15 protein-coding genes are annotated in these 22,182 nt (G+C 73.8%); 9 read left to right on the top strand and 6 right to left on the bottom strand.

Translation table 11 applies throughout. The features are described from left to right. Positions 1-38 precede the first annotated feature (38 nt). Positions 39-1,529 (top strand): sugar transferase, encoded by a 1,491-nt coding sequence (locus ACQPZ4_RS06805; protein WP_433057252.1) that lies wholly within the window; start codon positions 39-41, stop codon positions 1,527-1,529. 390 nt (positions 1,530-1,919) lie between these two features. Here the strand turns inward: ACQPZ4_RS06805 and ACQPZ4_RS06810 are convergent, their stop codons facing one another. The 6 genes from ACQPZ4_RS06810 to mce form a co-directional block, all read right to left on the bottom strand. Then, a complete protein-coding gene (locus ACQPZ4_RS06810) occupies positions 1,920-2,756 on the bottom strand; it encodes a glycosyltransferase (protein WP_433057254.1) in 837 nt (278 codons plus the stop codon). A gap of 28 nt (positions 2,757-2,784) precedes the next feature. Next, positions 2,785-3,978: a methyltransferase domain-containing protein gene (locus tag ACQPZ4_RS06815; protein ID WP_433057256.1), complete on the bottom strand. Its 1,194-nt coding sequence runs from the start codon at positions 3,976-3,978 to the stop codon at positions 2,785-2,787. Between the two features lie 113 nt (positions 3,979-4,091). Further along, positions 4,092-5,888: a hypothetical protein gene (locus ACQPZ4_RS06820; RefSeq protein WP_433057258.1), complete on the bottom strand. Its 1,797-nt coding sequence runs from the start codon at positions 5,886-5,888 to the stop codon at positions 4,092-4,094. 128 nt (positions 5,889-6,016) lie between these two features. Next, positions 6,017-7,258 carry a cell division protein DivIVA gene (locus ACQPZ4_RS06825; protein ID WP_433057260.1) on the bottom strand — a complete coding sequence of 414 codons (1,242 nt, stop codon included), beginning with the start codon at positions 7,256-7,258 and terminating at the stop codon, positions 6,017-6,019. A 185-nt stretch (positions 7,259-7,443) separates the two neighbouring features. Next, positions 7,444-8,793: a crotonyl-CoA carboxylase/reductase gene (ccrA, locus tag ACQPZ4_RS06830; RefSeq protein WP_433066312.1), complete on the bottom strand. Its 1,350-nt coding sequence runs from the start codon at positions 8,791-8,793 to the stop codon at positions 7,444-7,446. 126 nt (positions 8,794-8,919) lie between these two features. Next, entirely contained in the window at positions 8,920-9,387 is a 468-nt protein-coding gene (gene mce, locus ACQPZ4_RS06835) for a methylmalonyl-CoA epimerase (RefSeq protein WP_433057262.1), read from the bottom strand. A 74-nt stretch (positions 9,388-9,461) separates the two neighbouring features. Between mce and ACQPZ4_RS06840 the strand changes: the two genes are divergently transcribed. The 8 genes from ACQPZ4_RS06840 to ACQPZ4_RS06875 all read left to right on the top strand — a co-directional run bounded on the left by ACQPZ4_RS06840 (position 9,462) and on the right by ACQPZ4_RS06875 (position 22,174). Continuing rightward, positions 9,462-10,649 (top strand): acetyl-CoA C-acetyltransferase, encoded by a 1,188-nt coding sequence (locus tag ACQPZ4_RS06840; RefSeq protein ID WP_433057264.1) that lies wholly within the window; start codon positions 9,462-9,464, stop codon positions 10,647-10,649. Positions 10,650-10,906: 257 nt separating this feature from the next. Then, positions 10,907-11,869: a methylmalonyl Co-A mutase-associated GTPase MeaB gene (meaB, locus tag ACQPZ4_RS06845; protein ID WP_433066315.1), complete on the top strand. Its 963-nt coding sequence runs from the start codon at positions 10,907-10,909 to the stop codon at positions 11,867-11,869. 45 nt (positions 11,870-11,914) lie between these two features. Beyond that, positions 11,915-14,959 carry an FtsX-like permease family protein gene (locus tag ACQPZ4_RS06850; protein ID WP_433057266.1) on the top strand — a complete coding sequence of 1,015 codons (3,045 nt, stop codon included), beginning with the start codon at positions 11,915-11,917 and terminating at the stop codon, positions 14,957-14,959. Continuing rightward, positions 14,956-15,810 carry an ABC transporter ATP-binding protein gene (locus ACQPZ4_RS06855; RefSeq protein WP_433057268.1) on the top strand — a complete coding sequence of 285 codons (855 nt, stop codon included), beginning with the start codon at positions 14,956-14,958 and terminating at the stop codon, positions 15,808-15,810. Before ACQPZ4_RS06850 ends, ACQPZ4_RS06855 begins: the two co-directional genes overlap by 4 nt. After that, a complete protein-coding gene (locus tag ACQPZ4_RS06860; RefSeq protein WP_433057270.1) occupies positions 15,807-16,457 on the top strand; it encodes an ATP-binding cassette domain-containing protein in 651 nt (216 codons plus the stop codon). Before ACQPZ4_RS06855 ends, ACQPZ4_RS06860 begins: the two co-directional genes overlap by 4 nt. A 232-nt stretch (positions 16,458-16,689) precedes the next feature. Continuing rightward, entirely contained in the window at positions 16,690-17,361 is a 672-nt protein-coding gene (locus ACQPZ4_RS06865) for an Asp23/Gls24 family envelope stress response protein (protein ID WP_433057272.1), read from the top strand. A gap of 69 nt (positions 17,362-17,430) precedes the next feature. After that, positions 17,431-19,104 carry an acyl-CoA mutase large subunit family protein gene (locus tag ACQPZ4_RS06870; RefSeq protein ID WP_433057274.1) on the top strand — a complete coding sequence of 558 codons (1,674 nt, stop codon included), beginning with the start codon at positions 17,431-17,433 and terminating at the stop codon, positions 19,102-19,104. A gap of 97 nt (positions 19,105-19,201) precedes the next feature. Beyond that, entirely contained in the window at positions 19,202-22,174 is a 2,973-nt protein-coding gene (locus ACQPZ4_RS06875; protein WP_433057276.1) for an FtsX-like permease family protein, read from the top strand. Positions 22,175-22,182 lie beyond the last annotated feature (8 nt).

The raw sequence follows: 22,182 nt of genomic DNA on the forward strand, positions 1-22,182 counted from the left end.
GAGAAGTGGCTCTGAGTAGGTACGCAAAGGGGGTTGGGATGGTTCTGGCGGATTCGGCCACGGTCGAGACCGCGGTGATGGCGGCGTTCCCAGGAGTCCAGCGACGCCGACTCAGGTCGACCGGGCGCAACCTGCTCGTCGCCTTTCTCGGCGACACGCTGGCGGTCACGATCACCATCACGACCGTCGTACTGTTCATGGCCGCGAACCTGATGGGCGGAGCCTTCGTCGCACCGGGCGAGGGCGTGCCACCCGCGTATTCCGTCACGGCCTTCGGGCTGTTCTGGCTGCTGCTGCTGGCCGGCAGCCGGATGTACGACCGGTGGTTCCTCGAGAACCGCACCGGCATGATCTACCGGAGCCTGCGCGCCGCGGTCGTCGCAACCGCGATCCTCGCGCCGGTCTGCGTGCTGTTCGACATGCTGTACCTGCTCAAGCCGCTCATCGTCGCGGTGCCGGTCGCCACCGCACTCACGATCGCCGGTCGCTACACCACGCTGGCGGTGCTGCGCACGGTGCAGCGGGAGTACGTCCGGCAGCGCACCCTCGTCATCGGCCCGGCCGACTCGGTCGTCACGCTGCTCACCTCGCTGCAGCGGGACCGCTCCTACGGCCTTCGGGTCGCCGGCGCGTGCATCACCGACCTCGACCAGGCGCGCAAGATCACGGCCCATTCCATCCCCGTGTACGGCGATCTCAAGGACGTCGCGGACACCGCACTCAGCGCCGGCTGCACGGCCGTGCTGGTGGCGCTGCCGCTGGAGATGGACCCGTACAAGATGCGGCGTCTGGCTTGGGAACTTTCCGACAACGACATCGAGCTCCTCGTCGCGCCGGCCCTGCCCGAGGTCGCCCCCGAGCGCGTGGCGGTGCTGCCCAGCGGCGGCGGCCCGTTGCTGCACGTGCGCGCGCCCGTCCTCACCGGGCCGCAGCGGGCGGTGAAGAACGTGCTCGACCGGCTGCTGGCGACCGTCCTGCTGATCCTGGCCGGGCCGTTCATGATCGTCATGGCCATCATGATCCGGGCCACCAGCCCGGGGCCGGCCCTGTTCCGCCAGCCGCGCGCCGGGATCAACGGCAAGGAGTTCACCTGCTACAAGTTCCGCACCATGGTCAAGGACGCGGACAAGCTGCGGCAGAACATCGAACACCTCAACCAGCACAGCGAGGGCCTGCTGTTCAAGATGAAGCGGGACCCGCGGGTCACCAAGGTCGGCTCGATCCTGCGCCGCACCTCGCTGGATGAGCTCCCGCAGCTGCTCAACGTGATCAATGGCACGATGTCGATGGTCGGCCCGCGCCCGCCGTTGATGTCGGAGGTCGCCGGCTACGACGACGACGTCCGCCGCCGCCTGCTGGTCAAGCCCGGGATGACCGGGCTGTGGCAGGTCAGCGGGCGCTCGGAGCTGTCGTGGCAGGAGTCGGTGCGCCTCGACCTGAACTACGTCGACAACTGGTCGCCGCTGCTCGATCTGCGCATCCTGGCGCGCACCGCGAACGCTGTCGTCCGCGGCACCGGCGCCTACTGATCTTCGCTCTTCCCGAGTCTCCGGTGGGTCTTCCCGGCCGCCGGAGACTTTTTTCTGCCCTTTTCCTGCGCCGGTTGTACGGCCTGTCGCGCGCTCAGATCACCGCAGGCCCATTTCGGCGGGCGTCGCGGCGGTCGGGTGCTGAGGCCGCGGCGGGATTGTTCGGCGGGCGTCGCGGCGGCTGGGTGCTGAGGTCGCGGCGGGTTGTTCGTCGGACGCCGCGGCTCGGGTGCTGAGGTCGCGGCGGGGTTGTTCGGCGGGGCGTCGCGGCGGCTGGGTGCTGAGGTCGCGGCGGGTTGTTCGTCGGGCGCCGCGGCTCGGGTGCTGAGGTCGCGGCGGGGTTGTTCGGCGGGGCGTCGCGGCGGCCGGGTGCTGAGGTCGCGGGCGGGGTTATTCGGCGGGCGCCGCGGCTCGCGTGCTCAGGTCGCTGCCCCAGCTCGCCTTGTCGCGGCGGACGCGGCTGACGGCGCGGTCGAGGACCAGGACGCTCAGGTACGCGGCGGCGTCGATCGGGCTCACCTCGCGGCGGCGCACCAGGCCGGCCAGCGAGCCCAGCCCCGGACCGCCCGCGTGGGCGCGGTCGAGCGCGGCCAGCTGCCGGTTGCCGCGGCGCACCCGGACGCGGCGGTTGAGGTGGGCCTGCACGGTGCGGGCCGGGCGGACCACGGAGCGGGCCTCGGCCACGATGGCGCGCTCGTGCGGGGCGAAGCTCGTGTGCACCCAGCCGTCGTCGGCGATCACGTCGGGCATCGGGAAGACCCGCGCGTGGCCCGCCTCGGTGAGCACGTAGACGCCGACCCCGGCCAGCGCGCGCGAGGGCGCGATCATCCGGTCGTGGACGCGGTGTACCCGGCGCACGAGGCGGCCGACCTGGGCGAGGTCGAGCTCGGGGACCGGCGCGGCGGCCAGCACGCCGGGTCGGGCGCACGCGGCGACCAGGGCGCGGACCGAGTCGGCGGTCAGCTCGACGTCGGCGTCGAGGTACACGCGCGGGAAGCTCTTGCAGGCCTCGTCGCCCAGCCGCAGGGCCGGCACCTTGCCCGGGATCGACGTCTCGATGACGCGCACCCCCGGGACCTCGGCGGCCAGCTCGGCGGTGCGGTCGCGGCAGGCGTTCGGGACCACGATGACGTCGAACTCGCCGGGCTGGGTGCCGGCGAGCAGGCGGCGCAGGTTCGGCCCGATGACGGCCGCCTCGTTGTGCGCCGGGATGACGATGCTGACCACCGCATGCACCTCTCGTGGCGAAGCCGGCTCAGGCCTGCAGGATCTCCGCGGCCACGCCGAGCTCGCCGAGGGCCTTGGCGATCTCCTCGTGGTACGCCGGGTTGGTGATGATGACCGCCTTGGGCTGCAGCGCGGTCAGGGCCGACGGCGGGTCGACCCGGTGCCCGGTCACCGGCAGGAACCGGCCCCACTTGCGCGGGTTGAGGTCCACCACGGCGGCCAGGGCGAGCTCGCGGTCGGCGAGGGCGAGGAACTGCACGCCGCGCGATCCGGCGCCCCAGAGGACCGGCTTGGCCCCCTCGGCGTCCAGCCGCGCGATCGTGCTCCGCCAGTGCTCCCGCGCGCCGTGGTGCCGGTCGGCGAACCCGGCCACCGTCGCGAGCTGCTTGTCGCGGGCGCGCAGCGAGGGCAGCTCGCCGGTGTGCGCGACGTGCCCGCCCGCGCGGGGGCGGTTGGCCGAGACCTCGACGTAGCGGTACATGCCCGAGAAGAGCGTGCCGGTCGACTCGACGGTCCAGCCGGCCCGGCCCACGATGTTGGCCAGGGAGTAGGCGTCGAAGTAGGAGACCTGGGGGTACACCACCTGCCAGCCGGCGCTGCCCAGCTCGTAGGCGGCGTCGGGGATCTCGACGTACCCGAACACCTCGCGCCCGCCCGCCTGCTCGCGCAGGTCGACGAGGAAGTCGAACGGGTCGTCGAGGTGCTCGAACCAGTGCCGCAGGGTGAAGAAGTCGTACTCCGGCAGCCCGCCCCCGCGCGGCGCGTGCGCGCTGTGGAACGTGGTGTCGCCCTGCTCGCCCTCCTCGCCGGCGTAGCGCGCGTCGTAGCCGACCCCGCGCGCGCCGCCGACCCGGGTCAGCTCCTTGAGGAACTCGCCCTGCCCGCAGCCGATGTCCAGGACCAGCTTGCCCTGCAGGTCGTAGCGCTCGTTGAGGTTCTCGACCAGCTCGGAGGTGAAGCGCTGGAACGCCGGGGAGAAGTGCCGGCTGGTGTCCATCGCCGTGTCGTAGACCAGGCGGTCCGGCTCGAACTCGATGTTGCGCACGTACGCGCAGCGCGGGCACGCGGCCAGCGCCACCCGGCCGACCGGCGTGGCGACCGCGTCGCCGTGCGCCTCCCAGTGCACTCCGGACAGGACCGGCATGTCCCCGAGGTCCGCGAACGGGACGAGCTTGTCCTCGTCGCAGGCGTCGCAGATGCGGGCGATCGGTTCCGTGGTCACGCGCATGGCAAAGGGCCCCCGAACCATCTTCGACGGGTGGAGAGTTGCTGGGCCTTACTGGTTCGTCAGGGCAGCAGCCTAACGTCACCCGCCGCGCGCTCCGCGTGGGGGGATCAGCGCGTGCCGTTGGCCTCGACGGTGACCTTGCCGTTGGCGGGGAGGGCTTCCTCCGCGTCCGCGGCGGCCTTGGGCGCGGTCGCCTTCGGCTTGTTCCCGTTGGCGCTCGGCTTGACCTCGGCGATGGGCTCGGCCTTCGGCTCGCTCTTCGCCTCGGCCACCTCGGCCTCCAGCGTGGCGACGCGGGCCTTCAGCGTCTCGGCCTCGGCCGCGGCGGTGCGCAGGGAGTCGGCCTCGGCGGCGGTGGCCCGGAGCGTCTCGGCCTCGGCCGCGGCCGCGCGCAGCGCGTCGGTCTCGGACTCCAGGGCGGCGATGCGGGACTTGAACGTCTCGGCCTCGGTGTCGGCGGCCGCGCGGATCTCGGCGACCTCGGCCTCGGCGGCGGTGCGGGCGGCCTCGGCGGCGGCGCGGGCCTCCTCGGCCTTGGCGGCGGCCGCGGTGGCCTTCTCGGCGTCCGCGATCTCGGTGGCGGCCTTGGTGCGCAGGCCCTCGGCGTGGGTGGCGGCCTCGGCCTTGACCGTCTCCGCGTGGGTCGCGGCATCTGCGCGCAGCGAGTCGGCGTGGGTGGCGGCCTCCGCGCGCAGCGAGTCGGCCTCGGTCGCGGCGGCGGTGCGCAGGGCCTCGACCTCGGCGGCCGCGGCGGCGCGCTGCTCGGCGAGCTCGGCGTCGTGAGCGGCCCGCAGGTCGGCCAGCTGCTGCTGCAGGGTCTCGCGGTGGCCCGCGACCTCGACGTCGGCGGCCTGCTTGGCGGTGGCGGTGTCGGCCTCCAGCCGCAGGCGGGCCTGCTCGGCGGCCTCGGCGGCGGTCGCCTCGGCCTGCGCCGCGAGCGCGGCGGCAGACTCCTGGGCCTGCTTCGCGACCGTGGCCGCGTGCTCCTGGGCCTGCCGGGCGACGGCCTCGGCGGCCTCCTGGGCCTTGGCGGCCACGGCGGCGGCGGTCTGCTGGGCCTGCGCGGCGAGCGTGTCGGCCTCGTGCCTGGCCTGGGCGGCGACGGTGGCCGCCTGCTCCTGGGCCTGGGCGACGAGGGCGGCGGCGTGCGACTGGGCGCCGGCGGTCTCCTGCTCGGCCGCGGCCCGCACGGTGTGCGCGTGCTGGTCGGCCTCGGTCTTGACGGCGGCGGCGTGCTGCTCGGCGGCGGTGCGCACCTGGTGGGCGTGCGCCTCGGAGTCGGCCCGGAACTGCTCGAGCTGGGCGGAGGTGGCCTGGTGGACGCGCTGGGCCTCGGCCTGGGCGGCGGCGACGGTGCGCTCGGCCTCGCCGCGGGCGTGGGCGGTGCGCTCGTCGATGGCGCGGGCCTCGGCGTCCAGGGCGGAGCGGCGGTTGGCGACCGAGCGCTCCTCCTCGGAGCGGCGGGCGGCGAGGGCGAGCTCGAAGTCCTCGTTGGCCTTGGAGGCGCGGGAGCGGGCCTCGGCGAGCAGGCGCTCGGCCTCGGCGCGCAGGCCGGCGATCTCCTGCACGGCGCTGGCGCGAATGTCGGCGGCCTGGTCCTCGGCGAGCCCGAGGATCTGCTCGACGCGCGGACCGAGGTGGCGGAAGGAGAGGACCTCGCCGCGGCCGGGCGCGAGCCGGCGCAGCTCCGAGATCTCCATCTGCAGGTCCTGCACCTGGGACGCGAGCGCCTGGACCTGACCCCAGACCTCCTCGTTCTCCAGCTTCAGCGCGGCGATCTCGTTCTCGGACTGCGTCCAGTACTTGTCCACCTGGTCGCGCCGGTAGCCCCGGATCGCCGTCTCGAAGTCGGGCTCCGAGGACACACCTGTGCCCGCGTTGAAGAGGTCACCGCGATCTGACATAACACCCATCCTCACACGCAACGTCCCGCCACGCGCAATTACACACTGCGCGTGACGGGACGTGCGAACGAACTCCCCGTGAATGAACTGCGAGAAACTCGGCGTACACGCCGCGGATCTTGATGCTGCTAGGCGGTGACCTTCTCGCCGTCGCCCGACTTGCCCTTCTTGGCGTCGCCGCCGCCCTGCGCGGGCGCGACCGTCGGCATGATGCCGGCCAGGCCCGAGAGCATCTGCCCAAGCTGCGACGTAACCGCATCCTTCTGGCGGGTGAGGTCCTCGACCTCGCGGCGGGCGCGCTGCGTGGTGTCCTCGGCCTCGCCCCGGGCCTCGCTGAGCACCCGGTGGGCCTCGGCGCGCGCCTCGTTGACGGTCTTGTCGGCGAGGTTCTTCGCCTTGTCGATGGTCTCGGCGGAGGCCCGCTCCGACTCGACGCGGCGGGTCTCGGCGCGCTGCTCGATCTCCTTGGCCCGGTCCTCGGCCGCCCGGGCGCGCCCCTCGGCCTCGGTGACCAGCTTCTGGGTGGCGGCGACGGCGGAGGCGTGGCGCGCGGACTCGTCGCGCTCGGCCTTCTCCTGCCGCTCGGCGATCTCCAGCGCCAGGGACTGCAGGTCCTTGTCGCGCTTGTCGCGGGCGTCGGTGAGCAGCTTGGTCGCCTCGGCGCGCTTCTCCTCGGCCTCGCGGGCGGCCTTGGCGCGCAGCTGGGTGATCTCCCGCTCGGCGGTGGCCCGCAGCGTCGCGACCTCGCGCTCGACGGTCGCCTTGAGCTCGGCGACCTCGTGCGCGGTGGCCGTGCGCAGCTGCTTGGTCTCGCGCTCGGCGTCGGCCCGCAGCGTGTCGGCCTCGCGCCGGGCCTGCACCCGGACCTCGGCGGCCTCCCGCTCGGCGGCGGTGCGCAGGTTGCCCGCCTCGCGCTCCGCGGTCGCCTTCATGGCGGCGGACTCGGCCCGCGCCTTGTCGGTGATCTCGCGGGCCTCCAGCCGGGCCGCGGAGATGATGCCCTCGGACTCGCGCTTGGCCTCGCCCCGGTGGTCGTTGGCCTGCTCCTCGGCCAGCCGCAGGATCTGCTCGACCCGCGTGCCCAGCCCCGACAGCGTCGGCCGGTTGTTCTCTTCCAGCTGCTTGTTGGTGTCGCTGAGCTTCTGCTCCATCGTGCCGAGGCGCTGCTCGGCCTGACGGACCCGGCGCTGGGCCTCGGCGAGTCGGCCCTCGGCCTCTTCGCGGGCCTGATTGGCCTGCTGCATCTGCGCGTTGAGGCGCTGCAGCTTGCTGTCGACCTGCTGGCGGTCATATCCGCGCAGGACGACACTCAGCTCTTCGTGATCAGAGCCGTTCTGGAAGAAATCAACCGAGGACTGCTGCTGGGGCATTGGCACATACTTGCAGACCACCGGGGGGAGTTCGCAAGGGTGGAACGGGTAACTTCCGCACGGCACTCATGGTCAACTTTCCCAGGCCAGGACACGCCGCGTTTTTGTCACGCTTTATGGGCGTGTCGGCTGACCAACCGGGGCACCCGCGATGACCGAAAGGACCGGAACGCGGCGAAACAAGGTCAACGATCGCGGAACCGGTTGATCGCCGCCTCGTGCCGGGCGCGCATTTCCCGGTCGCGGACGCCGAGTCCCTCGGACGGGGCGAGGGCCAGGACGCCGACCTTGCCCTGATGGAGGTTGCGGTGCACGTCGTACGCGGCCTGGCCGGTCTGCTCCAGCGAGTACGTGCGCGACAGGGTCGGGTGGACGCGTCCGCGCGCGATCAGACGGTTGGCCTCCCACGCCTCGCGGTAGTTGGCGAAGTGGCTGCCGACGATGCGCTTGAGGTGCATCCAGAGATACCGGTTGTCGTACTGGTGCAGGTACCCCGAGGTCGAGGCGCACGTGACGATCGTGCCGCCGCGGCGCGCGACGAACACGCTCACGCCGAACGTCTCGCGGCCCGGGTGCTCGAAGACGATGTCGGGGTCCTCGCCGCCGGTGAGCGCGCGGATCTCGGCCCCGAACCGCTTCCACTCGTCGACGTCCTGGGTGTGCTCGTCCCGCCAGAACTGGTAGCCGGACCGGTCGATCACGAGCTCGGCGCCCATGGCCCGGCACAGCTCCGCCTTCTGCGGGCTGGACACCACGCACACCGGGGTGGCGCCGCCGTTGAGCGCCATCTGCACCGCGTAGGAGCCCAGCCCGCCCGAGGCGCCCCAGATGAGCACCGTGTCGCCCTGCTTCATCTGCGCGCCGTGGTGGGAGACGAGCTGGCGGTACGCGGTCGAGTTGACCAGCCCCGGGCAGGCCGCCTCCTCCCACGACAGGTGGGCCGGCTTCGGCATCAGCTGGTTGGCCTTGACCAGGGCCAGCTCGGCCAGCCCGCCGTAGTTGGTCTCGAAGCCCCAGATCCGCTGCTGTGGGTCGAGCATGGTGTCGTCGTGGCCGTCGGCGTCCTCGAGCTCGACGCTGAGGCAGTGCGCGACGACCTCGTCGCCGGGGCGCCACTTGCTGACCCCGGGCCCGACCTTGAGCACCACGCCCGCGGCGTCGGAGCCGACGACGTGGAAGGGCAGGTCGTGGCGGGCGGCGAGCGAGTTCAACCGGCCGTACCGGCGAAGGAACCCGAACGTCGAGACCGGTTCGAAGATCGAGGTCCACACGGTGTTGTAGTTGACCGCGCTGCCCATCACGGCGATGAGCGCCTCGCCGGGCCCGACCTCGGGGGTGGGCACCTCCTGGACGTGCAGGGACTTGCGGGGGTCCTTCTCGCGCGCCTCGAGCCCCTCGAACATGCCCGCCTCGTCGGCGCGCACCACGACGCCCCGGTAGCTGTCGGGCACGGGCAGCCCGGCGATCGCCCGCAGCTCGGCCGCGGGGTCGGCGGCCCCTTCGGCCTGCATGATCGCGTCGAGGATGTGCTGCATCACTGGCGCTCCTAACCTCCGGGGGACAGGGTCGCCGCGCGGACGCGCCGGCGACCATGGGGACCGCCAACACATCTCGATCCCTGAGGCCGGAGGTTACTGACCGGTAGCTTGGTCGGGAACGGGCTAGTGAAAAACTGCACTAGCGGGTTCGACCAGCTCCACGAGCACGCCCCCGGCATCCTTGGGGTGCACGAAGTTGATCCGGGATCCGGCGGTACCGCGCCGTGGCTCGTCGTACAGCAGCCGCACCCCGCGCTCGCGCAAGGACGCGCAGGCGGCATCGACATCCGTCACGGTGTAGGCCAGCTGTTGCATCCCCGGCCCGCTGCGGTCGAGGAACTTGGCGATCGTCGACTCCGGCGAGAGCGGGGCGAGCAGCTGCAGGCAGCCGCCGTCGGGGGTCGGGCCGACCGAGAGCATCGCCTCGCGCACCCCCTGCTCCTCGTTGGTCTCCTCGTGCACGCAGCGCATGCCGAAGACCCGGGCGTAGAACGCGATGGCCTCGTCGAGGTCGGCCACGGCGATGCCGACGTGGTCGATCCGCTGGATGCCGATGGGTGATATATCCAACTTCTGAGCCGGGCTGTCCATGGCGATAGTCTGAACTGATTCAACGTTCAGGTCGCGACGACGCGGTGTGAATCTTTCCACGGAGGCCAGCTGCCATGACTCAGTCGGTGATCGTCAACGGCGCGCGGACGCCGATGGGCCGCCTGCTCGGCGCGCTCAAGGACTTCCCGGCCACCAAGCTGGGCGAGGTCGCGATCCGGGCGGCGCTGGAGCGCTCCGGGGTGCGCCCGGAGCAGGTGCAGTACGTGATCATGGGGCAGGTCCTGCAGGCCGGCGCCGGGCAGATCCCGGCCCGCCAGGCCGCGATCGGAGCCGGCATCCCGATGGGCGTGCCGGCGCTGACGATCAACAAGGTCTGCCTGTCCGGCCTGGACGCCATCGCGCTGGCCGACCAGCTCATCCGGGCCGGCGAGTTCGACATCGTGGTGGCCGGCGGCATGGAGTCGATGACCAACGCCCCGCACCTGCTCATGGGGCAGCGGCAGGGGTACAAGTACGGCGACGTGACGATCAAGGACCACATGGCCCTCGACGGGCTGACCGACGCGTACGACCAGGTGTCGATGGGCGAGTCGACCGAGCGCCACGTGACCCGGCTCGGCATCAGCCGCGAGGCCCAGGACGCGTTCGGCGCCGCGAGCCACCAGAAGGCGGCCGCCGCGCAGAAGAACGGGCACTTCGCGGAGGAGATCGTTCCCGTGGAGATCCCGCAGCGCAAGGGCGACCCGCTGGTGGTGACCGACGACGAGCAGATTCGGCCCGAGACGACCGCGGAGAGCCTGGCCAAGCTGCGCCCGGCGTTCACCAAGGACGGCACCATCACCGCCGCGACCTCCTCGCCGATCTCCGACGGGGCCTGCGCCGTGGTCGTGATGAGCAAGGCCAAGGCCGAGGAGCTGGGCCTGGAGTGGCTGGCCGAGATCGGCGCGCACGGCAACGTGGCCGGCCCGGACAACTCGCTGACCAGCCAGCCGTCCAACGCGATCAAGCACGCGCTGGGCAAGGCCGGGCTGAGCGCCGCCGACCTCGACCTGGTCGAGATCAACGAGGCCTTCGCCGCGGTCGGCGTGCAGTCCACCGCCGACCTGGGCATCGACCCGGCGATCGTGAACGTCAACGGCGGCGCGATCGCGCTGGGCCACCCGATCGGCATGAGCGGCGCCCGGCTCGCCCTCACGCTGGCGCTGGAGCTGCGCCGGCGCGGCGGCGGCCTCGGCGCGGCGGCCCTGTGCGGCGGCGGCGGCCAGGGCGACGCGCTCCTGCTGCGCGTGCCCAAGCGGTGACCCTCGGCTCCTCCGGCGACGTGCCGGCTGACGCCGGAGCGCCGCGCGGGGGCGACCCGCGGGCCCAGGCGGCGCCCCTCGGCCGCTCCGGCGACGTGCCGGCGTCCGCCGGGGCCGCGGGCGAGGGCGATCCGCCGGCGTCCGCCGGGGCCGCGGGCGAGGGCGATCCGCCGGCGTCCGCCGGGGCCTCGCGCGGGGGCGATCCGCCGGCGTCCGGCGGGGCCTCGCGCGGGCGCGACGACGCGCGGGCCCGGGCGGTGACCATCCGCCGCTCCCGTGACGTGCCGGCGCTCGTCGGGGCCGCCCGCGAGGGCGATCCGCGGGCCGTGGCGCGCCTGATCAGCCTGGTCGAGGACGGTGACGAGGCGCTGCCGCGGATCGCGGCGGCGCTCGCCCCGCACACCGGCCAGGCCGCCGTCATCGGGCTGACCGGCTCGCCCGGCGTCGGCAAGTCCACCACCACCAACGAGCTCGTCGCGGCGTTCCGCAAGGCCGGGCGCCGCGTCGGCGTGCTCGCGGTCGACCCGTCCAGCCCGTTCACCGGCGGCGCCATCCTCGGCGACCGGGTGCGGATGCAGGACCACGCGACCGATCCCGGCGTGTACATCCGCTCCATGTCCAGCCGGGGCCACCTCGGCGGGCTGTCCGCGGCCACGCCCCAGGCCGCGCGGGTGCTCGACGGGGCCGGCTGCGACCCGGTCGTGGTCGAGACCGTCGGCGTCGGCCAGGCCGAGGTGGAGATCGCCGGGCTGGCCGACACCACCGTCGTGCTGCTGGCACCCGGCATGGGCGACTCCGTGCAGGCGGCCAAGGCGGGCGTGCTGGAGATCGCCGACGTGTTCGTGGTGAACAAGGCGGACCGTGACGGCGCGGACGCGACGTACCGCGACATCCAGGGCATGATCGGCCTCGGCGAGCGCGCGCCCGGGCAGTGGCGCCCGCGCGTCGTGCGCTGCGTGGCCGCGCGCGGGGAGGGCATCGACGAGCTGGTCGAGGCGATCGACGCGCACCGTGCGTACCTGCGCGACTCCGGCGAGCTCGCCACCCGCCGCGTGCGCCGCGCGGAGGCCGAGGTCGAGGCGATCGCGCTGGGCACCCTGCGGGCGCGCATGAAGGACCTGCGCCGCGGCGACGCCCTCGAAGCCCTGGCCAGGGACGTGGCCGAGGGCCGCACGGACCCCTACGCCGCGGCCGACGCACTCCTGGCCCAGCTCGGCTAGTGTCTGCGGGTCAACCACCCGCTAGATCAGCACTTGGGGGCACACGTGACGGCCTGGACCGTCATGTTGCGCGGCATCAGGTACCGGGCGGGCCGGTCGTTCGTGGTCTTTCTCCTCGCCGTCACGGCGACCACGGCGGCCGTGCTCACGCCCGCGTACAGCCGAGCCGCGCAGCAGTCCGTCCTCACCGACGGCCTGTCCGCCGCGTCCACCGACGCGACCGGGCTCACCGTCGGGGCGAAGGGCACGAAAGACAGCGCCGCGTACCTGGACCTGGCCGAGATCCGGCTGGCCGTGAACGCCGCGCTCGACCAGGACAGCCTGCTCGACCAGCGCCTCGACCGCCCGGTCGCGGCCATCGACACGGAGGTCACCTACGCCGAGGCGGGCGCCAAGCTCGCCTACCGCCAGGACGTCTGCGCGCAGCTCGCGCTCGACGGCGCCTGCCCGGACAACCCGGGCGAGGTCGCGGTCAGCAAGCGCACCGCCGACGCGCACCACCTCAAGCCGGGCGACACGATCAGCGTGCACCTCGGGCCCCCGGGCGCCGGCAAGGACAAAAGCTTCAAGATCAGTGGTTTGTACTCCCCGAAGGACGCCGACGCCGCGTACTGGGGCCGCACCGCCTACTTCAGCGCCGGCTCCGACGGCGACGGGGAGCGCGCCGACTCGCTGTTCAGCCTGACCGAGGACGACCTGCGGGCCGAGCCCTCGGCGACGCTGTCGACGCGGCTGGAGTACCCGCTGCGCGACGAGCGGGTCCGCCTGGACGACGTGGCGGGCCTGCGGGAGAGCCTGCGCACGCTGAGCGACAAGCTGCGCGGCCGCGAGCTCGAGGTCACCACCACGCTGCCCGCGGTGCTCGCCGACATCGACACCGACCAGACGGCCATCGCACGGACGGCGCCCGTCATCGCGGTACCGCTGCTGCTGTTGTGTTGGTTTGTGCTCTTTCTGCTGGTCGCGAGTCTGACCGAGGAGCGCGGTCCGGAGATCGCGCTGGCCAAGCTGCGCGGCTATCCGGCGTCGCGGGCGGCGCGCTTCGGCCTCGGGGAGGTGCTGCTGCTCATCGCGGCCGCCGTGCCCGTCGGCCTCCTCGCCGGCCTGGGCCTCGTCGAGCTGGCCGCGAGCGCGCTGCTGGCCCCCGGCGTGGACGTGGAGGTGCGCTGGCCGGTGTTCGCCGCGGCCGGAATCGCCCTCGCCGCGGGCGTCGTGGCCGCGCTGCTCGCCGCCCGCGCGACGCTCGCCCGCCCGGTGCTGGCCCTGCTGCGCCGCGTGCCCGAGCGCCGCGGCTGGCGGGCCGGGCTGGCCGAGGGCGTCGTCGTCGCGCTCGCCGCGGCCAGCCTCGTGGCCGCCGTGGGCGACCGCGCGTCGCCGCTGGCCCTGCTCGCCCCGCCGCTGCTGGCCCTGGTGCTCGGCATCGCCGCGGCCCGCCTGCTCGGCCTGTGGTCGGCCGCGCGGTTGCGCCTGGCGCGCCGCCGCGGCCGGATCGTGCCGCTGCTCTCCGCCGCCCAGCTGTCCCGGCGCCCGGGCGGGCAGCGGCTCGTCGTGGTGCTCACGGTGGCCGTCGCGCTGCTGTCCTTCGCCGCGACGGCCTGGGACGTGGCCGCGCGGGCGCGGGGCGACGTCGCAGAGGACGCCGTCGGGGCCGAGCGGGTCTACACGGTCAACGCCGCGCACCCCGACGCGCTGGAGGCGGCGGTGGCCAAGGCCGACCCCGGCAAGCACTCCATGGCCGTCGTACGGGCGAGCCAGCGCTTCGACAACGCCCCCATCGAGCTGCTGGGCGTGCAGACCGACCGGCTGGCCGACGTCGCCGTGTGGCGCGGGCACACCCGCGAGCAGGTCGGCGGCATGGCCGCGCGGCTGCACCCGGCGGCGGCCGAGCCGCTGCGGCTGGGCAAGGAGCTCACCGCCGAGGTGACCGCCGACGCGCTGCCGGCCCGGCCCGCGCTGCGCCTGGCCGCGATCGTGGCCAACCCGGGGCAGCCGCCGCGCACCGTCACGCTCGGCGCGCTGGCCAAGGGCACCCGCAGCTACCACGCGGCGCTCCCGGGCTGCACCGGCGACTGCCGGCTCATCGGCCTGGCGATCGGGCGCGCGGCCGGGGGCAGCGAGCCGTTCGCGGTCACCGTCGCCGTGCGCTCGCTCACCAGCGACGGCGGCCCGCTCGCGCCCGGCTTCGACCTCGCCGGGCGCTGGCAGGCCCGGCCCTCCACAGCCGGCGGCACGGTGACCGTGCGCGCGGGCGCGGCGCTCGGCGTCGACGTCTCCGGCAGCGACCCCGCGGACGCGGTGGTCGAGCACGTGGACACCCCGGACACGCTGCCCGCGGTGCTCGCCGGGGGCGCGCCCACCGACGACGCCCGCGCGGCCGCGTTCAGCCTGCCCGGCTTCAGCGACCAGCCGCAGCCGTTCACCGTCGCGGCGCGCGCCGACAGCCTGCCGCGGGCCGGCCACCGCGCGGTGATGTTCGACCTCGACTACGCCACGCGGATGGCCGAGCGGACGTCGAGCCTCGCCGACAACGGCAACCTGCGCTACGAGGTGTGGGCCGGCGCCGGCGCCCCCGCGGACCTCGCGGCCCGCCTCGGCGCCCAGGGCGTCCAGGTGCTCTCGACCGAGTCGATCGACGGCTACACCGGCCGGCTGGCCCGCCGCGCGCCCGCGCTCGGGCTGTGGCTGTACCTGCTGGCCGGCGGCGCGGCGATCGTGCTCGCGCTCGGGGTCGTGCTGCTGACCGCCTACGTCGGCGTCCGCGCGCGCCTCTACGAGCTGGCCGCGCTGCGGGTGGCCGGGGTGCGCTCGGGGCAGCTGCGGCGGGCGGTGTTCCGGGAGTACCGCGCGCTGCTCGGCCTGCCCCTCGTGGTCGGCCTGGCCGCCGGCGTCGTCGGCGCGCTGGTCATGCTGCCGGGGGTGCCGCTGGTGACGGTCGGCGAACCGGCCGGGTCGTTCTCCTACGAGCCGGCGCTGGGGGCGCTGCCGATCGCGCTCGGGCTGACCGTGCTCGGCCTGCTCGGGGCCGTCGCGCTGGTCCTGCGCCTGCTCGGCCGGGCGACGCCGCTGCGACTGAAGGACGGTGCCCAGTGAGCGGTCTCGGGGTCATGTGCCGGGGGCTCGTCTACATCTACCGGCTGGAGGGCTACGACGTCGTCGCGCTGTCCGGGGTCGATCTGGACATCTCGGCCGGCGAGTCGGTGGCGCTGCTCGGCCCCTCCGGCTCGGGCAAGTCCACGCTGCTGTCGCTGCTGGCCGGGCTTCTGCCGCCGTCGGCCGGGCGGCTCACGGTGGGCGAGCACGACCTGGTCCGGGCCACGCCGGCCGAGCTGCAGGCGATGCGCGCGGCCGACGTCGGCGTCGTGTTGCAGGGGGCGTCGCGGAACCTGCTGCCGTACCTGACGGCCGAGCAGAACGTCCGCTTCGCCCAGCGCGGCGCGGCCGCCGACCGGCGTCGCGGGCTGCCCGAGCCGCGCGAGGTGCTCTCGATGGTCGGCCTGACCGGGCGCGGACGCAACCGGCAGCGCCCGCAGCGACTCTCTCCTGGTGAGCGCCAGCGGTTGGCGCTCGCCGTGGGGCTGGCCGGACGGCCGGGCCTGCTGCTCGCGGACGAGCCGACCAGCCAGCTCGACACCCGGGCGCGCGACGAGGTCCTGATGGCCCTCGACGCCGTCCGCCGGGCGGGCACGACCGTGGTGGTCGTGACCCACGACCCGGACGTCGGGCGCCGCATGGGCCGGACGGTCACCATCCGCGACGGCCGGGTCGGCGCCGAGGGCCGGCGCGGAGAGGACTACGCGGTCGTGGGTCGCGACGGTACCGTGCATCTGCCGCAGGACGTGCTGCGCATGCTGCCGCCGGGAACGCTGGTGGGCGTCGAGCCCCAGCCCGACGGCACGGTGCTGCTGGTCCCCGCTCGAGCCAACGTGGAGGGTGTGCAGTGAAGACGCTGACGGTCGAGGGGGTCACGGTCGCGTACGAGCGGGACCACCCGGTCCTGCGCGACGTGTCCGTTGTGGTCTCGCCGGGCCAGATCCTGGCCGTGACCGGGCCGTCGGGCGCGGGCAAGACGACGCTGCTGTGGGCGATGGCGGGCCTGCTGCGCCCGGCCGAGGGGGTCGTGACGGTCGACGCCACGCCGCTGCGCGACCGCGACCACGCCGTGTCCGAGCGCGTGGTGCTGATCCCGCAGGACAACGGCCTCGCCGCGATCCTGACCGCCCAGGAGAACATCCAGGTCGCCATGATCGCGGGCGGCTCGGCCCCCGCGGACGCGCGGCGCGCCACGGTCTCCTCGCTGGAGCGGCTCGGCCTCGCCGGCCAGGCCGACCAGCTCGTCGAGGAGCTCTCCGGCGGCCAGCAGCAGCGCACGGCCATCGCGCGGGGGATCGCCCTGCACGGCGACGTGCTGCTCGCCGACGAGGTGACCAGCGAGCTGGACGCCACCAACCGGCAGAAGGTCATGGAGCTGCTGCAGGAGGAGGCCCGCCGCGGCGCGGCGGTCGTCTTCGCCACCCACGACCCGGAGGCGGCCGCGGCCTGCGACCGGGAGCTGCACCTCTCCGACGGGGCGGCCCAGCTGGTTCGCTGAGTTCCCCCGCATCGTGGCGCGGCCGGACCTCTTGCGGGCCGGCCGCGCTTCCGTCTGCGGCGCGCGGTTGCCGCGGCGTCAACGACGCGACCGTGCCCAGCCGCGCCGACGACGCGACCGTGCCCGGCGCGGCGTGGCTCGCGCGGCGCTGGCGGTTCGGCCCCTGCCCGGCGTGGCGCCGCGCGAGTACGCTCGCCTCGTTTTGAGACCTGGGGACGATGGGGAGAGCGACATGAGCGAGACCACGGCGGGGTTTCCCGCTCGCACCGACATTGACGATCCCGACATGACCGGTGACGCGATGTCGACCGTCGAGCCGGCCTCCGGCGCGGTCGTGCCGGCCCAGGCCGGGGCGCCCGAGCAGGAGCACTCGCGCTTCGACGAGGCGGCCGAGAAGGTCAGCACGTTCGCGGCCGGGGCGGCCGACAAGGTCGGGGAGTTCGCGGCGAACACGGCGGCCGCGTCCGGGCGGGTCGCCTCGCAGGTCGTCGACCGGCTGCGCAACAACGCGGAGCTGGCGGCCGAGCGGGGCAGCACGACGATCGCCGACGAGGTGGTCGAGAAGATCGCCGGGATCGCCGCGCGCAAGGTCGAGGGCGTGTACGACCTGGGCGGCGACGTCGCGCGGGTGTTCGCGGCCGTGCGGGACCGGATCGGGCTCGGCGACGACGAGCGGGAGAACGGCAACCGGGGCGTGTCCGTGCGCCTCGAGGGGCGCACCGCGACCGTGCGCGTGACGCTGGTGATCGAGTACGGGTACGTCGTGTACTCCGTGGCCGAGAAGGTCCGCGCCCAGGTGATCAGCTCGGTCGAGAACCTGCTCGGGCTCGAGGTCACCGCGGTGGACATCGTCGTCGACGACGTGCACGTGAGTGACGAGGACAAGGAGCCCAAGAGCGCGTAGCACCCGCGCGAGGCCCGCGCTCCGGCGCGGGCCTTAGCGATCGTTCAGGTGGGCCGCTAGCATCATGGTATGGACGCCCACGACATCGCCGACGGGCGCGCGCGCTGGCAGCGCCGTTACGACGAGGCCCGCAAGCGCGACGCCGATTTCAGCACGCTGTCCGGCTCGCCGGTCGAGCCCGTGTACGGCCCGCCCGAGGGCGCCGTCGTGCCCGGCTTCGAGCGTATCGGCTGGCCCGGCGAGTACCCGTACACCCGCGGCCTGCACCCGACGGGCTATCGCGGCCGGACGTGGACGATCCGCCAGTTCTCCGGGTTCGGCAACGCCCGGCAGACCAACGCGCGGTACAAGATGCTGCTCGAAGCGGGCGGCGGCGGGCTCAGCGTCGCCTTCGACATGCCCACGCTGATGGGCCGCGACTCCGACGAGCCGCAGTCGCTGGGCGAGGTCGGCCACTGCGGCGTCGCCATCGACTCCGCGGCCGACATGGACGTGCTCTTCGAGGGCATCCCGCTGGCCGACGTGACCACGAGCATGACGATCTCCGGGCCGGCGGTGCCGGTGTTCTGCATGTACCTCGTCGCGGCCGAGCGCCAGGGCGCGGACCTGTCGCGGCTGGACGGCACCCTGCAGACGGACATCTTCAAGGAGTACATCGCGCAGAAGGAGTGGCTCTTCCCGCCCGAGCCGCACCTGCGGCTGATCGGTGACCTCATGGAGTACACCGGGAAGCACATCCCGCGCTACAAGCCACTGTCCGTGTCCGGGTACCACATCCGGGAGGCCGGCTCGACCGCCGCGCAGGAGCTCGCGTTCACGCTCGCGGACGGCTTCGGCTACGTCGAGCTGGGCCAGTCGCGGGGGCTCGACGTCAACACGTTCGCGCCCGGGCTGAGCTTCTTCTTCGACGCGCACATCGACTTCTTCGAGGAGATCGCCAAGTTCCGCGCGGCGCGGCGGATCTGGGCCCGGTGGCTGCGCGACGTGTACGGCGCGACGAGCGAGAAGGCCCTGTGGCTGCGCTTCCACACGCAGACCGCGGGCGTGTCGCTGACGGCGCAGCAGCCGTACAACAACGTGGTGCGCACCGCCGTGGAGGCCCTGTCCGCCGTGCTCGGGGGCACCAACTCGCTGCACACCAACGCGCTGGACGAGACGCTCGCGCTGCCCACCGACGAGGCGGCCGAGATCGCGCTGCGCACCCAGCAGGTGCTCATGGAGGAGACCGGCATCACCAACGTCGCCGACCCGCTCGGCGGCTCCTGGTACGTCGAGGCGCTCACCGACCGCATCGAGGCCGAGGCCGAGGCGATCTTCCAGCGCATCCGCGACATGGGCGCGGACGGCACGATCACGTCGGGCATCCTGCGCGGGATCGAGGACGGCTGGTTCATGGCGGAGATCGCCGATGCCGCCTTCGTGTACCAGCAGGCGCTGGAGAAGGGCGACAAGCGCGTCGTCGGGGTCAACGTGCACACCGGCTCGCTCACCCGCGACCTGGACATCCTGCGCGTCTCCCACGAGGTCGAGGTCGAGCAGAAGCAGTTGCTCGGGCAGCGTCGCGCCGGGCGGGACAACGCGCTGGTCAAGGCCCGGCTGGAGGCCATGGTCGCGGCGGCCCGCGGCGGGGAGAACATGATCCCCGCGATGCTCGACGCCGCGCGCGCGGAGGCGACCCTCGGCGAGATCTGCGGCGCCCTCAAGGAGGAGTGGGGCATCTACCGGGAACCCGCCCGGTTCTGACGTCACGCCTGCGTTACCGAACCGCAATACAAGACCGCAACCGGCACCGTCCCCCGCTGGTCTTCCTACGACGACCTTGACCAACGGGGGAGGGGCCTTGCTGGCACTCGTGCTCGCTGCGCTGCGGGCCCGGCGCGTCCAGGCGCTGACGTTGGTGCTGCTCAGCACCCTTGCCGCAGCAGCCGCGGCGGCCGCGCCCTGGTACGTGCTGGCCTCGACGGAGCGGATCGCCACCCGGCACGTGGACAACGCCTCGATCCAGGAGCGGTCCCTGGAGACGATCGGCGAGGGTCCCGTCGAGGGTGGGTCGGTCGAGGCCCACATGGCCGCCCAGTCCGACCTGACGCAGCGCATCGTGGGGCTGTCGGGGTTCGTGACGTACACCGAGGCGTTCCTGGGCGGAACGGCGGGCACCGGCAGCGACCAGACGGCCAAGGGCGCCGGCAACGACGTGCGCACCACCGACTCCCAGCTCGCCGTGCGCGGCGGGGCGTGCGACCGCGCGACGTTCGAGGGGCGCTGCCCGAGCGCGGCCGACGAGGTCGCGGTCAGCTACCGCACCGCGCGCTGGCTGCGGGTCAAGGCGGGCGACACGCTCACCTACACCGCGCTGAACCTCACCAAGCCGCTGCAGCTCAAGGTCGTCGGCGTGTACCGCCCGGACGACCCGGCGGCCCCGTTCTGGAGCAGCAACGACCAGCTCGTGGCCAAGGACCTGCCGACCAGCGCGCCGCCGGAGATGACCGAGCCGGTCGACGACGCGCTGCTGGCCGCGCCCGCGCTGTTCGACAAGAGCCTGACCGGGATGACGATCCGCACGATCGTCGACATGGTGGCCCAGCCCTCGCTGCTCGTGGACAACGCGCCCGAGGACGTCAGCTCCAGCCTCTCGGGCGCGACCGTGGCGGCCGGCAACAACCGGCTCACGCTCAACACCCAGCTGCCCGCGACCATCGACAAGGTCGAGCGGGACCGGCAGCTCGTTTCCTTGGGTGTACCGGTGGGTGCCTTCCAACTGCTCGTGCTGTGCTGGTTCGCGCTCTACCTGGCCGTGAAGTACACCGGCGAGGAACGGCGCCCAGACATCGGCCTGGTCAAGCTGCGCGGCGCCACCCGCCTGCGCACCTGGGCCCTGGTCAGCGGGCAGAGCGCGCTGCCGATGCTGCTCGGCGCGCTGCTGGGCCTGCCGATCGGCTACCTCGCGGCGACCGCGGTCACCGGCGTCATCAAGGACTCGGCGGTCAACGCGCAGGCGGCCTCGCTGTCGGTCGGCGCGGCCGCGCTGGCCGTGGTCGGCGCGCTGTTCGCCGCGCTGCTGGCCGAGCGCCGCGCGCTGTCCTCCAGCGTCTCGGAGCTGCTGCGCCAGGCGTCCGCGCGCAGCCGCATCTGGCGCGACCTGTTCGACCTGCTGTTCGTGGTGCTCGCGGTGGTCGCGGTGTACCAGGTCAAGAGCCGCGCCTCGGGCGACGCCGCGGGCCTCGCGCTGCTCGCGCCCGGCCTGGCCGCACTGGCCTTCGCGCTCGTGGCCGCGCGCCTGATCACGTTCTCGGCGGGCCGGATGGTCGAGGGCGCGCTGCGCCACGGCCGCCCCGCCCGCGCGCTCACCGCGATCTACCTGGCCCGCCGGCCGGGCGTGCACCGCCTCGCCGCGCTGATGATCGCCACCGTGGCGCTGCTGGTCACCTCGGCGCTGACCTGGAACTCCGGGCGCACGGCGGGGGAGACCCGGGCGCAGCTCGAGGTCGGCGCGGACAAGGTGCTCACGGTGCGGGCCGAGAACCGTCTCCAGCTGCTCAACGCCGTCCGCGCGGCCGACCCCGGGGGCGAGCACGCGATGGCCGCCGTCGAGTCGGTGCGCTCGAACTCGGACCGGGTGCTGCTCGTCGACAGCACCCGGCTGGCCAAGGTCGCGACCTGGCGCCCGGAGTACGGCCTGAGCGCCGAGCGCACCGCCGAGATCCTGCACCCGCAGGCGCCCGCGCCGGTCACGATGACCGGCGGCGAGCTGGCGGTCGACTACACCGGCCACTTCACCGACGAGGACACGAACCGGGTCGCGTTCCTGGACGTGGTCTTCGCCAACGCGAAGGGCGTGCGGGTCGCGGCCCGCATCGGCCCGCTGGCCGAGGGCCGCCGGACGGTGCGCGCGGCGGTGCCCGAGTGCGCGGCCGCGCCCGGCTGCCGGCTCAGCTCGCTGCAGGTCCTGCAGACCACCACCGACCAGAAGATCTTCTTCGCCGCGCGCCCGGGCATCGACCTCGTCGTGCACGGCATGACCGCGGGCGGGCAGCCGGTGCTGAGCAAGGAGATGCTCAGCGACCGGACCCGGTGGCGCCTCGGGGTCAACGGCAACCCGCCCAACCTCATCGTCACGCCGGTCGACGACGGGCTGCACCTGACCGTCGCGCCCATCCGGTCCGGCGGCATCAGTGACCCCGGCGTGTACCCGCTGGACACCCCCGCCCCGCTCGCCAGCATCCGGGCCACCAAGCTGCAGCCCCGGCTCGTCGGCGACCAGCGGGTCAGCTACGGCTCCGTCTCCATCTCCGAGCAGATCGCCGGCACCGCGACCGCGCTGCCGCGGCTGGGGACCCGCGGCGTGCTGGTCGACCTGGAGTACGCCGACCGGCTCGGCGCCGACTTCGGGGCCGGGGAGTCGCTGCAGGTCTGGCTCAACGCGTCCGCGCCCGCGAGCATCACGAAGTCACTGCGGGACCAGGGCATCATCGTGCTCGGCGAGGAGTCGATCGACGGCACGGCCGAGCGCTACGCCTCCTTCGGCCCGCCGCTGACCCTGCAGTTCATGCTGCTGTCGGCGGTGGTCGGGCTGGCCCTGGCGATCGGCGCGGCGGTGGTGGTCGGGGCCGTCGAGCGCCGGCCGCGGGCCCGGGAGCTGGGCGCGCTGCGGCACCAGGGCGCGCCGGCCGCGCTGATCCGCCGCGTCGGCATCGAGGGGTACCTCGTGCTGGCCATCTCCTCGCTGCTGTTCGGCCTGATACTGGCCGCCGTCCTGCGCGCCTACATCGGCGACGTCCTGCCCTACTTCGCCGACGGATGGAGCGCACCATGAGCGGGCCG

Source organism: Dactylosporangium sp. CS-033363 (genome assembly GCF_050942475.1).
Taxonomy (GTDB): Bacteria; Actinomycetota; Actinomycetes; order Mycobacteriales; family Micromonosporaceae; genus Dactylosporangium.